Annotated in this window: 11 protein-coding genes; 2 read left to right on the forward strand and 9 right to left on the reverse strand. The window is 62.0% G+C overall.

Annotated elements, in window-relative coordinates; translation table 11 throughout:
• Window positions 1-96: 96 nt before the first annotated feature.
• From parE to nudF, 7 genes are all read right to left on the reverse strand, one after another.
• On the reverse strand, window positions 97-1,986 hold the full coding sequence (parE, locus tag PG898_RS07605; protein WP_270823597.1) for a DNA topoisomerase IV subunit B: 1,890 nt from the start codon (window positions 1,984-1,986) through the stop codon (window positions 97-99).
• A 139-nt stretch (window positions 1,987-2,125) separates the two neighbouring features.
• Window positions 2,126-2,521 carry a GFA family protein gene (locus PG898_RS07610; RefSeq protein ID WP_270823596.1) on the reverse strand — a complete coding sequence of 132 codons (396 nt, stop codon included), beginning with the start codon at window positions 2,519-2,521 and terminating at the stop codon, window positions 2,126-2,128.
• Between the two features lie 38 nt (window positions 2,522-2,559).
• Entirely contained in the window at window positions 2,560-3,183 is a 624-nt protein-coding gene (locus PG898_RS07615; RefSeq protein WP_270823595.1) for an NUDIX hydrolase, read from the reverse strand.
• 2 nt (window positions 3,184-3,185) lie between these two features.
• Window positions 3,186-3,773, reverse strand: a complete 588-nt coding sequence (locus PG898_RS07620; RefSeq protein ID WP_270823594.1) for a YqiA/YcfP family alpha/beta fold hydrolase — start codon at window positions 3,771-3,773, stop codon at window positions 3,186-3,188.
• A 13-nt stretch (window positions 3,774-3,786) separates the two neighbouring features.
• Window positions 3,787-4,605, reverse strand: a complete 819-nt coding sequence (cpdA, locus tag PG898_RS07625) for a 3',5'-cyclic-AMP phosphodiesterase (protein ID WP_042649406.1) — start codon at window positions 4,603-4,605, stop codon at window positions 3,787-3,789.
• Between the two features lie 28 nt (window positions 4,606-4,633).
• Window positions 4,634-5,080, reverse strand: a complete 447-nt coding sequence (locus tag PG898_RS07630) for a DUF1249 domain-containing protein (RefSeq protein ID WP_270823592.1) — start codon at window positions 5,078-5,080, stop codon at window positions 4,634-4,636.
• A 51-nt stretch (window positions 5,081-5,131) separates the two neighbouring features.
• Window positions 5,132-5,773 (reverse strand): ADP-ribose diphosphatase, encoded by a 642-nt coding sequence (nudF, locus tag PG898_RS07635; RefSeq protein ID WP_025325572.1) that lies wholly within the window; start codon window positions 5,771-5,773, stop codon window positions 5,132-5,134.
• A gap of 305 nt (window positions 5,774-6,078) precedes the next feature.
• Between nudF and tolC the strand changes: the two genes are divergently transcribed.
• On the forward strand, window positions 6,079-7,404 hold the full coding sequence (gene tolC / locus PG898_RS07640) for an outer membrane channel protein TolC (protein WP_042649405.1): 1,326 nt from the start codon (window positions 6,079-6,081) through the stop codon (window positions 7,402-7,404).
• 99 nt (window positions 7,405-7,503) lie between these two features.
• Here tolC and hldE read toward each other — a convergent pair whose 3' ends face one another.
• Window positions 7,504-8,931, reverse strand: coding sequence for a bifunctional D-glycero-beta-D-manno-heptose-7-phosphate kinase/D-glycero-beta-D-manno-heptose 1-phosphate adenylyltransferase HldE (gene hldE, locus PG898_RS07645; protein WP_139751753.1), 1,428 nt, complete (start codon window positions 8,929-8,931; stop codon window positions 7,504-7,506).
• Window positions 8,932-9,184: 253 nt separating this feature from the next.
• Between hldE and lpxL the strand changes: the two genes are divergently transcribed.
• Window positions 9,185-10,108 carry an LpxL/LpxP family Kdo(2)-lipid IV(A) lauroyl/palmitoleoyl acyltransferase gene (gene lpxL / locus PG898_RS07650; RefSeq protein WP_041206487.1) on the forward strand — a complete coding sequence of 308 codons (924 nt, stop codon included), beginning with the start codon at window positions 9,185-9,187 and terminating at the stop codon, window positions 10,106-10,108.
• Between the two features lie 134 nt (window positions 10,109-10,242).
• Here lpxL and PG898_RS07655 read toward each other — a convergent pair whose 3' ends face one another.
• Window positions 10,243-12,222 carry a bifunctional 2',3'-cyclic-nucleotide 2'-phosphodiesterase/3'-nucleotidase gene (locus PG898_RS07655; RefSeq protein WP_270823681.1) on the reverse strand — a complete coding sequence of 660 codons (1,980 nt, stop codon included), beginning with the start codon at window positions 12,220-12,222 and terminating at the stop codon, window positions 10,243-10,245.
• Window positions 12,223-12,325: the final 103 nt, after the last annotated feature.

Raw genomic sequence — 12,325 nt, forward strand, 5'->3', positions numbered from 1 at the left:
GATAGCATCACTCATGTGATTATCTCTTTCGGTTCGGGAGCCGCCCCTGGGCGACTCCGGCTGATACTTGCTGACCCGCGCGGGCCAGTCGATGGCTTAGATGATGGCCAGGTTGCCCTTCTCTTCCAACCATTCACGGCGATCCGGGGCGCGCTTCTTGGCCAGCAGCATGTCCATCAGCTGCAGGGTATCTTCCCCCTGCTCGTCCATGGTGAGCTGCACCAGGCGGCGGGTGTTGGGGTCCATGGTGGTTTCCCGCAGCTGTTTCGGGTTCATCTCGCCCAGCCCCTTGAATCGGGTCACCATCACCTTGCCCTTCTTCTTCTCCGCCTCGACCCGCTGCAGCACGCCGTTCTTCTCGTCCTCGTCGAGGGCATAGAAGACCTCCTTGCCGATGTCGATCCGGTACAGCGGCGGCATGGCGACGTAGACGTGGCCCTTGTTGACCAGGGTGCGGAAGTGCTTCACGAAGAGCGCGCAGAGCAGGGTGGCGATGTGCAGACCGTCCGAGTCCGCATCCGCGAGTATGCACACCTTGCCGTAGCGCAGGCCGCTGAGATCCTCGGAGTCGGGATCCAGGCCGATGGCCACCGAGATGTCGTGCACTTCCTGGGACGCGAGCACCTGACCGGCCTCCACTTCCCAGGTGTTCAGGATCTTGCCGCGCAGGGGCATGATGGCCTGGAATTCACGGTCCCGCGCCTGCTTGGCACTGCCGCCCGCGGAGTCACCCTCCACCAGGAACAATTCCCCCTGCATTGGGTCGGCGCAGTTGCAGTCGGTGAGCTTGCCGGGCAGGGCCGGACCTTGGGTTATCTTCTTGCGCACCACCGTCTTGGCGGCGCGCATCCGGCGCTGGGCGCTGCTGATACAGAGTTCGGCTAACTGCTCCGCCAGCTCGGTGTTGCTGTTCAGGTAGAGGCTGAAGGCATCCTTCACCACCCCGGAGACGAAGGCCGAGCTCTGGCGCGACGACAGTCGCTCCTTGGTCTGACCGGCGAACTGGGGATCCTGCATCTTGACCGAGAGGATGTAGGCGCAGCGATCCCAGATGTCTTCCGGGGTCAGCTTGACCCCGCGCGGCAACAGGTTGCGGAACTCGCAGAACTCGCGCATGGCGTCCAGCAGACCCTGGCGCAGGCCGTTGACATGGGTGCCGCCCAGCGCAGTGGGGATCAGGTTCACATAGGATTCGGCAAGGCACTCGCCCCCCTCCGGCAGCCAGCACAGGGCCCAGTCCACGGCTGACTGTTCGGTGCTGAAGGCGCCGACGAAGGGCTGCTCCGGCAAGCAGGTGAACTGCTTGACCGCATCGATGAGGTAATCCTTGAGGCCATCCTCGTAGCACCACTCAAGCTTGATGCCGGTGTTCTTGTCGAGGAACTTGATGGTGAGGCCGGGGCAGAGCACGGCTTTCGCTTTCAGCAGGTGCTCGAGCTTGGAGACCGAGAACTTGGGCGAGTCGAAGTAGCTCGCCTGTGGCCAGAAGCGCACCCGGGTGCCGGTATTGCGGCGCCCGCAGGTGCCGGTGATGGTCAGCTCCTGTACCTTGTCGCCACGCTCGAAGGCGATGTCATAGACCTGACCGTCCCGGCGCACCGTCACCTCGACCCGATCGGAGAGGGCGTTCACCACCGAGATGCCCACCCCGTGCAGGCCGCCGGAGAACTGGTAGTTCTTGTTGGAGAACTTGCCCCCCGCGTGCAGCTTGCAGAGGATCAGCTCCACGCCCGAGACCCCTTCCTCCGGGTGGATGTCGACCGGCATGCCGCGGCCGTCATCGATCACCTCGAGGGACTGATCCTCGTGCAGGATCACCTCCAGGGTACGGGCATGGCCCGCCAGCGCCTCGTCGACGCTGTTGTCGATGACCTCCTGGCCGAGGTGATTGGGCCTGGTGGTGTCGGTGTACATGCCGGGGCGACGACGCACCGGTTCGAGGCCATTGAGGACCTCAATGGCATCCGCATTGTATTGAGTGGACATGGGGGGCCTTGCGAATTGACGTTTGGAGGGAATCTTAACTGCTCGGCGGAGGCAGAACAAACTCCCAGCACAGAAAGCTTGATCTGGACAGGTACCCTGCCATTTTTCGGGAAAGGGCCGGGCCGGGGCCGGCGTTGCTTTAACGATCGGCGGGATGATTGACCCCGTCCAGTACCGGCACCTCGCCGAGCGCGAACGGATTGACCCCCTCCAGGCAGGCGAGGTTGTAACCATACTCGGCCGGATTGGAGCGGCGCTGATGGTGGGTGTAGATGCCGCAGACGCCGCAGAAGTAGTGCCTGGCGGTATGGGTGTTGAACTGGTAACAGCGAAGCTCGGCCTCTCCCTGCAGGATGCGGATGCCCGAGAGCGGCACCGAGGCGACGATGGCCCCCCGCCGCCGACAGAGCGAGCAGTCACAGCGGCGGGGATCCACCACCCCATGTGGCAGGCTGAGCTCCAGCACCACGGCGCCGCAATGACAGCTGGCCCTGTGTTTCTCCTGGATGAGGGTGTTGCCGATGCGCTTGATCATATGGCCTCCTTGCCACCGGGCTCAGCGTCCCGGGTGTGTCAGTCAAACAGGGTGTGGCGCCGCCCCTGCCGCACATGGTCGTGCAGGCTGCGCAGCTGGGACTCGACCACCCGGTGGCGGGAGAGCTCGGGCAGGGCATCGATGGGGAAATAAGCCGCACTTTGGGTCTCGTCAGTCTCGGTAAGCAACGATCCGCCCGTCACCTCGCACAGGAAGAAGGCCTTGTGGGCATGGGGCAGTTGCGGGGGATGAGGGTGCTTGAGCTTGTCGAACAGGGCCAGCAGCTGCACGGCCCGGCACTCCAGACCTGTCTCCTCCACCACCTCGCGTACCACGGCGCCCGCCGGCGAGTCGCCGATGTCGCACCAGCCCCCCGGCAGGGTCCAGAGCCCGTCGCTGCGCTCCTGCACCAGCAGGAGATGACCGTCATCGTTTTGAATAAAGGCTCGCACATCCAGCTTAGGGGTGGGATAGCCACTATCCAGGGCAATCCACTGGGCGATGGCGTCCGGTTTCAAATCACTCTGACTGGCAATGAGGGTGACCGTTGCCGCTCTCAGCGCCTCGAAGCGGGCGATATCGAAGGGATCGTTGGAGTAGGTGAGTCCGGCCTGGGCCGTGGCCAGCACCTGTTCCAGAAAGGTGGCCAGCGGCGGTTGCACGGCTAGAGCCCGAGGAAGTGAATGATCTGGGCCGGATAGCGCTCGAAGCCGACGAAGGCGTGGTTGCCACCGCACTCCAGCGACAGGCGGGCAAACTCGTATTCCTTCAATGCCTTGCGATAGTCGAGCACCTCATCTTCCTGCTGTTGCAGGATCCAGAGCCGTTCGGGGGCGGTTACCGGCACCGCCAGCGCCCGCAGCTCGTCCATGTGGGTTGGCAGCAACTCATAGCGTTCGTCGGTGTAGGGATTGACCTGGGGGCCGAGGTAGTCGCAGAGCAGTTCATGGGGGCGCACCGCCGGGTTGATCAGGGCCGCGCGGCAGCCATACAACTCACTGACTCTCGTTGCCATGAAGCCACCGAGGGAGCTGCCCACGGCACCGAGCCTGAGCCGGCCATCATGGCGAGCCCTGGCCTCGGCAATGACACGCTCTATGGCTTCCCAGGCCGCCGCCGGCGTATTGGGCTGGGCCGGAATGAGCACTTCGATGTCGGGCCTGTGTTCGGCGACCCAGGCAGCCATCTGCTGCGCCTTGGCGGAGCCCGGCGAGGAATTGAAACCATGCAGATAAAGGAGAACCGGGGTCATGGTGGCGGACTCCTCAATACCCGGTGGCATCGGGGTCGGGCACGAACTGTCCCACCGGCAGACGCCACACCTGGCTGGCAATGCGACCATCCGGATGCAGGGTGAGATAACGCCAGCCCGGGCCGGACTCGTCCAGGGCGAAGCCGTCGGAGAGCGGCTTGAACTGGATGCAGGTGGAGGGGCTGGCGATCAGCCTCACCCCCTGGTGCACCTCGTCAAACTCCTGATGCACATGGCCGAACAAAATGGTTTTCTGCTGAGGGTGGCGGGCCAGCACGGCGAAGAGATCGTCGGCATTCTTGAGATTGTGCTGATCCAGCCAGGCACAGCCCACCGGCACCGCCTGATGGTGCAGAGCGATGAGGGCGTGACGTTCGGGATGCTGGCGCAGCGCCTGATCCAGGGCCGCCAGCTGGTGATCGCCGAGCACACCATGGGGTTTGCCGCGCACCTGGGTATCGAGCAGGATCACCTGCCAGTGGTCCCCCACCAGTTGCTTGGCTTCACTGATCCCGGCGGCGTGGAGGTACTCTGTCATCAGGGGGCCGTCGTCGTGGTTGCCGGGCAACCAGTAGATGGGGCGCGCCAGCGGCGCCATCATGGAAGCAAACCGCTGATAAGACTCCGGGCTGTGATCCTGGGAGAGATCCCCGGTGGCGAGGATCAGATCGAACGGATGCGCGTTGGCCTGCACCTGCTCCAGCACTGCAGCCAGGCTCTCTGCGGTTCGCACGGCCAGCAGTCGTCCCTCGGCACTGGCGAAGAGATGGGTATCGGTAATCTGTAACAGGCGCACACTGCCGTCCGGCGCCTGAGGTAGCTCTGTTTCCAAAATCACGCTTCTTTTTTATTGGGTTCGACTAGAGGATGTTGATCGGGCTGGTGCCATGTTTGAGACAAAATCTTAGCCAATCGGCCAGGAATAGATTTACCTGCTCTTTTTCATCCCTGTGATGCATTTTTTTATTGGGATAATCATAACGTGGTTGCAACATTGAAATCTGTTGCGCCGCACACACTTCCGCCATCCGCACGTCGTGGTACAAACGAATCTCAATGCGAGCCTGCAAGTAGCTCGGCAACTCGGGATTGTGCTGGGCCAGGATCACCTGGCTGGTGAAGCGGCTCTCCTCGCTGACGGTGAGCTGGAACTGCAGGCCGTTGCCTACCTGATAACGGCGTTCGGCCCCCACGGAACCACCGGGAGGCAACAGCTTCATCAGGGCCATGTAATTGACCTCGCAGGTACGCTGCAAGGACATCAAATCAGGCACATAGCGCTTCATCGGGCTCTGGACTAATGGCATATCGCAGCTCCATCAGTCACAACCCGCAGGCAATATTGAACGAACAACACCTTAGCGCCCCGCCAGCCAGCGGGCCTGCAGCTCGCCATGATTGAGGGCCAGCCATTGCAGGGCGATGACGGAGGCAGCATTGTCGATGCGGCCCTCTTTGAGCCAGGCGTAAGCCTGCTCGCGGCTCACCACATGGACCCGGATGTCTTCACCCTCTTCCGCCAGACCGTGGATCCCCGCCGCCTGGCTGGCATCCACCTCCCCCACATAGACCTCGATCCGCTCTGTGCTACCACCCGGGCTCACCAGGTAGCTGATGGCATGCTCGCAGCGACCCACCTCGATGCCCGCCTCTTCCACCGCCTCGCGGCGCACCACGGCCTCGGCGGTCTCCCCTTCATCTATGATGCCGGCCACCAGCTCCAGCAACCAGGGAGTCGGGCTGGTCTCGATGGCACCGATGCGGAACTGCTCCACCAGCACTATCTGGTCGCGCACGGGGTCGTAGGGCAGCAGCGCGGCGGCGTGGCCTCGCTCAAACAGCTCGCGGACGATGGGCTCATTCCAGCCGCCGGCAAATAACCTGTGTTGCAGTCGATAGACGTTCACTTTGAAAAAGCCGTTGTATCCCGATGATTTATCGATGATTTTCACATCATCACCGGAATAGTGACTGGTTTGAGGCAAGGCTTGCTGTGACATACGAGACTCCTACCAGCTTGACTTGGCTTGGTTTGACCATAATATTCGGGGGCATGAATGAACATTCATTCACTCGCTCTCGCCGACGATGAGGGATGGATTTTAGCAGCCACAGGACATTTGGCTAGGCGCGTTGCCGAGAAAACTCGCCCTGACTCTTGACGTTTCTGTCGCTGGAAAAGAGACAGTTCGCAATGAAATCTGCTTATAGTAGAGTGGTTAAGCTGAAATCAAGCTTGGTCGATGACAATCCCCCCTCATCCAGCGGACAGCTTTGGGTTGATATATAAGGTTAAAACTATCATATGAAAAGAACACTCTTGTCAGTCATGGTGATGCTGGGTGTGAGCAGTGCCGCTCATGCCGAAAACCTGCTCGAAATCTACCAACAAGCCCAAGTCAAGGATACCCAACTGCTGGAATCCAAGGCCAAGCGAGACCAGGCTTTCGAGAAGATCAACGAATCCCGCGCAGCCCTGTTGCCACAGATCAATCTGGGTGCCGGCCTGAACTATCTGCAGAACAAGGACGATACCCAGACCAACAGCGGCGCCACCGGCTCAGTGACACTGGATCAGTCCATCTACCGTCGCAGCAACTGGGTCAACCTGGACCTGACCGAGAAGAGTGCCACCCAGTCCGACGTGAGCTACAACCTCGAGTACCAGAATCTGATGCTGCGTACCGCCCAGGCCTACTTCAATGTGCTCAAGGCGATGGACACCCTGGAATTTGTTCGCGCCAACAAGGTCGCGGTTGAGCGTCAACTGGAACAGACTCAGCAGCGCTTCGAAGTGGGCCTGACCGCCATCACCGACGTGCATGAGGCCGAGGCCGAGCGCGATCAGGCGCTGGCAGACGAGATCAATGCCGAGAACACCCTGGACAACAGCTATGAGAGCCTGCGCGAGCTGACCGGCATCGATCATCGCCAACTGGACGTGCTCAACACCGAGCGTTTCGCCCCGCAGAAGACGCCGTTCAACTCTGACAAGTGGTTGGAGCTGGCACTGGACAAGAACCTTGAGCTGCACAACGCCCGCATCGGCAAGGACATCGCCAAGGAGCAGATCGACCTGGCCAAGACGGGTCACGAGCCGACCCTGGATCTGGGCGCCGGCCTCTCCGCCGGTTACAACGACTACAAGGACGAGATCCGCAACCCCGAGAGCAACAGCAATCAGGGCAATATCGGCCTGAACTTCAACCTGCCGCTCTACACCGGGGGTGCTACCACCTCCCAGGTCAAGCAGGCCCAGTTCAACTACGTGGCCGCCAGCGAGCAGCTGGAGCGCAGCTTCCGTTCGGTGCAGAGCACGGTGCGTTCTTCTTATAACAACGTGAACGCCAGCATCGGCTCGGTGCGTGCCTACGGCCAGTCCGTCATCTCCGCCGACAGCGCCCTCAAGGCAACCGAAGCCGGTTATGAAGTGGGTACCCGCACCATAGTCGACGTGCTGGACGCTACCCGCAAGCTGTACCAGGCCAAGCAGAAGCTCTCCGAGGCCCGCTACAACTACATCCTCAGCATCCTCTCCCTCAAGCAGGCCGCCGGCATACTGGAGCAGAAGGATCTGGAAGACGTGAACCAGGGCCTGATGCCCGCCGCCCAGGTCACCAAGAAGTCCTGAGCCGGATTCACGGCATGAAAAAAGGCGACCCCCGGGTCGCCTTTTTGCTGCCTGATTACCGGCTCCCGAGGGCGCCGACAATGGTCACGTTAGTTCGCCTCAGCCGCGCTCGCGAATGGTCTTGATGATGTCGCTGGTGGAGCAGCCGTCCTCGAAGTTCAGCACCCGCACCTCGCCGCCGTTGGCGGTCACTTCGGCATAGCCGGCGATCTCTTCGGGCTTGTAGTCGCCCCCCTTGACCAAGAGGTCTGGCAGGATTTCGGCGATCAGTCGCTGGGGCGTGTCCTCAGCGAAGGGCACCACCCAGTCCACGGCACCCAGCGCCGCCAGCACAGTCATACGGCGTTCGGTAGGGTTGACCGGACGGCCCGGCCCCTTGAGACGACGCACGGACTCATCGGTGTTGACCGCAACGATCAGGCGATCCCCCAGCTTGCCCGCATTGGCCAGGTAGGAGACGTGGCCCGCATGCAGGATGTCGAAGCAGCCGTTGGTCATCACCACCTTCTCGCCGCGCAGGCGGGCGGCCTGCACGGCCACCTTGAGCTGGGCCTCGGACATGACGCCAAAGCCGGTCTCCTGCTCGGTGTAGAGGGCGTTGGCCAGCTCCACCGGGCTCACTGTGGAGGTACCCAGCTTGCCAACGACGATGCCGGCGGCGGTATTGGCCAAGGCGCAGGCCTCGTCCAGGCTCATGCCGGCGGCCAGGGAGGTCGCCAGGGTGGAGATGACGGTATCACCGGCACCGGTGACGTCATAGACTTCGTGAGCCTGGGCCGGCAGGTGCAGCTCGGGCTGCCCTTCGCGGATCAGGGTCATGCCATTCTCGGAACGGGTCACCAGCAGGGCGTCCAGCTCGAAGCGCTTGACCAGCTCCAGCCCCTTGGCGACCAGCTCCTCTTCGCTCTTCACCTTGCCCACCACGGCCTCGAATTCGGACATGTTGGGGGTCAGCAGGGTGGCGCCGCGATACTTCTCGAAATCCGTCCCCTTGGGATCCACCAGCACCGGGATACCAGCGGCGCGGGCGCGGGCAATCATGCCAGGCACGTCGTTCAAGGCGCCCTTGCCGTAGTCGGAGAGGATCATCACGTCGGCCCCTGGCAGCGCCTGCTCCACCTTGCCCATCAGCAGGCTAGCATCCACGTCGTGGAAGGCCTCTTCGAAATCGAGGCGCAGCAGTTGCTGGTTGCGGGACAGCACCCGCAGCTTGGTGATGGTCGGGTAGTCGGTCAGACGAACGAAATCACAGGCGACCTTGACCCCTGCCATCTGGCCAGCCAGAGCATCGGCGGCCTCATCCTGGCCGGTCAGCCCGAGCAACACGGCCTGGGCACCCAGGGCGGCGGAGTTCAGGGCCACGTTGGCGGCGCCACCCGGGCGCTCCTCGATGTGCTCGACCTTGACCACGGGCACCGGCGCCTCGGGGGAGATCCGGCCGGTGGGGCCATGCCAATAGCGATCCAACATGACATCGCCAACGACCAGAACGCGGGCTTTCTCAAACTCGGGCAGGGTGATTTTCATCTGTATCGGCTCTCAAAACCTGAAAATTTCAGCGGGCGATTTTATCACACTCTTTTCCGGGACGTGAAAAAAGCACTGCCATGCCCGCCATGGTGCTCCCCGCCTGACCCCTCTGACCAGGTGATGGCGATTCGCACCCGCCCCCGTTTTTCGGATAGAATCCCCAGATTGCGAGTGACAGCCTATCCACGGGCACCGATAGCCCCGTGTCGGCTGGGCTCCCTTCCTTGCCTTTGTGAACAAGAGACTCTTCATGGCCCAAGAACATGCTCCCCGCCTCGAACCCCGTCTGTTCCATCCCCGTTACTGGGGCAGCTGGTTCGGTCTGTGCCTGCTGTGGCTGCTGGTGCTGCTGCCCTGGCGCAGCCAGATGTGGCTGGGTCGTCAGCTCGGCACCCTGGCCCGCAAGGTACTGAAATCCCGCGTCAAGATTGCCCGTCGCAACCTGGAGCTGGCGATGCCCGAGCTCAGCCGGGATCAGCGGGAAACCCTGCTCAAACAGAACTTCGAGAGCGTGGGCTGCGCCATCTTCGAGGTGGGCATGGCCTGGTTCTGGCCGGATTGGCGGATGCGCCGCCTGATGAAGGTGGAGGGGGAAGAGCATGTCATCGACGCCATCGAAAAGGGTCAGGGCATGCTGCTGCTCTCCTGCCACTTCCTCACTCTTGAGCTCAACGCCCGCTGCTTCGGTTTGGTACGCCCCGGGGTCGGCGTCTATCGCCCCAACACCAATCCGGTGCTGGAGTATGCCCAGTACCACGGTCGCTGCGCCTCCAACAAGTACCTGGTGGATCGCATGGACGTGAAGGGGATGATCAAGGCGCTGCGCAACGGCGACGCCCTCTGGTACGCGCCGGATCACGACTACGGCAGCCACGCCAGCGTCTTCGTGCCCTACTTCGCGGTGGAGCAGGCGGCCACCATCACCGGTACCGCCACCCTGGCCCGGGTCAAGAACACCGTCACCCTGCCCTGCTACAACATCCGCACCCAGGACGGCTACACCCTGCACATAGGGGCGCCGCTGGAAGACTACCCGAGCGGCGACGACCTGGCCGATGCCGCCCGCGCCAACCGAGAGATTGAAGCCGCCGTGCGCAAGGCCCCCGAGCAGTACATGTGGCTGCATCGCCGCTTCAAGACCCGCCCCAACCCTGAAGACGCAGGTTACTACTGAGAGGCATGCATTGCTCCCTCAAGACCCGCTCCGACCCAGAGGATCCCGGTGACTACTGAGATAACCCCCTTCGGTCAGGAATGAAAAAGCCCTCGCAGTGCGAGGGCTTTTGTTATCTGCTTTTCACCACCGAATTACTGGCGGACCAAGCGGTAGATGGCGTAACCGGGATGCTTGGCGTCATCCATCGGCAGGGTGGACTGGTACGCCAGATCCGCACCGGCCAGAGCCTTGGCCTCCTCACCCGGGGAAGAGTAGAGACGCACGTCAACGCCTGCGGGCAGCGCCTTCATGTGCCAGTTGTTGTTGGCCGCCGGGCTGAAGCCAGCCGGGTTCTCCGCAGACTGGGCCTTCAGGTACTGGGCGATGATCTCTCGTGTTTCGGAGGGATCTTCGTGCACTATGTTGCTGCCGTCGATGCCCGGGAAATGACCGCCGCCGCTGGCGCGATAGTTGTTGGTCACCACGTAGAACTTCTGGGCCGGATCCATGGGCTGGCCATTGAAGGTGAGCCCGCTGATGCGCTGACCGTCACTGACCTTGAGCCCTTCTTTGCTGTAACGGGCCGGCTGGGTGATGTCCACCTCGTAGCTCACCCCGTCGATCACATCGAAGTTGTAGGTGGGGAAGCTTTCGTTCACCAGCCACTGCACCTCTGTCTTGCTGGCGTCGATCCGGTTGAACTGGCCGGCGCTCATCTCCAGCCACTCCTTGACCGTGGCCCCGTTCACCTCGACCACCTGCAGGGTGTTCGGGTAGATGTAGAGGTCGGAGACGTTGCGCAGGGAGATGTCCCCCTGAGCCACATAGGTGAAGTCATTGATGCCGTTGCGACCACCGCGGAAGGGGGCCGCCACCGACAGGATGGGGTAGGGCTCCTTGAGCAGACCGTCTTGTTGCAGTTGCTCGGCGTAGCGGCGCTGGGCATCGCTCACCAGTTGCACCGAAGGGTCGTCCTGCACCAGGGCGAAGAAGCTGTGGATGGGAGAGGTGATCTTGCCAAGCGGCTCGTCCAGCCACTGGTTGGTGGCGTCGTGATCCGCCTGCACCAGATCCACCACCCGCTGATCCACGGCACTGCCCTCACTGGAGTCGATCTTGCGCAGGCTGGCCTGGCTCTGCTTCACCTGCCACTTGCCGTCCACCTGCTCCAGCTTGAGATCGATGATGCCGAGGTGGTTGCCCCAGTAGCCGGGCATCACAGTCGGGATACCGCTCAGGGTACCGGCCTGATTGTCCACCTCTGGCAAGTCAGGGAAATCACCCGGGAAGTTCTTGTGAGCGTGACCCAGCATCAGGGCATCTATCCCCTTTACCTTGGCCAGATGCCAGGCGGAGTTCTCCATCATGGCCTCATAGCTGTTGGCGTTGATGCCGGTGTGGGCAACCACTACCACCAGATCGGCCCCCTTGGCACGCAGCTCGGGCACATAGTGGTTGGCGGTCTCGACCATGTCGGCCACCACCACCTTGCCTTCCAGATGACGTTTGTCCCACTGCAACACCTGTGTCGGCGTCAGACCCAGGATGCCCACCTTGACGGTCTGCAGCTGGCCCTTGTCATCGGTGACCTGGCGCTCCAGCAGCAGGTAGGGGGTGAACTTGTTGCCACTCCAGTCAATCTGTCCCTTGGCGTCGCGCTTGAAGGCGCCAGCCTCGAACACGTTGGCGTTCACATAGGGGAATTCGGCCCCCGACAGCACTTTGCCGAGGTAATCCAGCCCGTAGTTGAACTCGTGGTTGCCGAGGTTGCCCGCGTCATAGTCGAGCTCGTTCATGACCTTGAACACCGGGTGGGCCTGCTTCTCGAGGTAGCCGGCACCGGACTGCTCGAAGATGTAGTCCGCCAGCGGCGTACCCTGGATCAGGTCACCGTTGTCGAGCAGCAGGTTGTTGGGATTTTCGGCGCGCGCGGCGCGGATCAGCAGGGCGGTACGGGAGAGGCCGAACTTGCGGTCTTCCTTATTCTGGTAGTAGTCATACCCCAGCACGTTGGAGTGGATGTCGGAGGTCTGGATCAGGCGCAGAGAGACGGTCCCCGGCTGCGCCTTGCTGTCGTTTTCATTGCTGCAGGCAGTTAGCAGCACGATGGCGGCGATGGCCCCCAGCTTCATGGAGTTATTCACTGTATTTTCCCTTTTATTATGAGTAACGCTTTACCAGCGGCGGGAATTTAACAGACGAATATGTCAGCAGATGAAGCCGGGACTCATTTTT

It is taken from the genome of Aeromonas sp. QDB31, from assembly GCF_027707605.1.
In the GTDB taxonomy this organism is placed as follows: Bacteria; Pseudomonadota; Gammaproteobacteria; order Enterobacterales; family Aeromonadaceae; genus Aeromonas; species Aeromonas media.

Excerpts from the sequence above, each read along its gene's own strand:
- parE (WP_270823597.1), bottom strand. The coding sequence starts at position 1,986 with ATGTCCACTCAATACAATGCGGATGCCATTGAGGTCCTCAATGGCCTC.
- PG898_RS07610 (WP_270823596.1), bottom strand. The coding sequence starts at position 2,521 with ATGATCAAGCGCATCGGCAACACCCTCATCCAGGAGAAACACAGGGCC.
- PG898_RS07620 (WP_270823594.1), bottom strand. The coding sequence starts at position 3,773 with ATGACCCCGGTTCTCCTTTATCTGCATGGTTTCAATTCCTCGCCGGGC.
- PG898_RS07630 (WP_270823592.1), bottom strand. The coding sequence starts at position 5,080 with ATGCCATTAGTCCAGAGCCCGATGAAGCGCTATGTGCCTGATTTGATG.
- nudF (WP_025325572.1), bottom strand. The coding sequence starts at position 5,773 with ATGTCACAGCAAGCCTTGCCTCAAACCAGTCACTATTCCGGTGATGAT.
- tolC (WP_042649405.1), top strand. The coding sequence starts at position 6,079 with ATGAAAAGAACACTCTTGTCAGTCATGGTGATGCTGGGTGTGAGCAGT.
- hldE (WP_139751753.1), bottom strand. The coding sequence starts at position 8,931 with ATGAAAATCACCCTGCCCGAGTTTGAGAAAGCCCGCGTTCTGGTCGTT.
- lpxL (WP_041206487.1), top strand. The coding sequence starts at position 9,185 with ATGGCCCAAGAACATGCTCCCCGCCTCGAACCCCGTCTGTTCCATCCC.
- PG898_RS07655 (WP_270823681.1), bottom strand. The coding sequence starts at position 12,222 with ATGAAGCTGGGGGCCATCGCCGCCATCGTGCTGCTAACTGCCTGCAGC.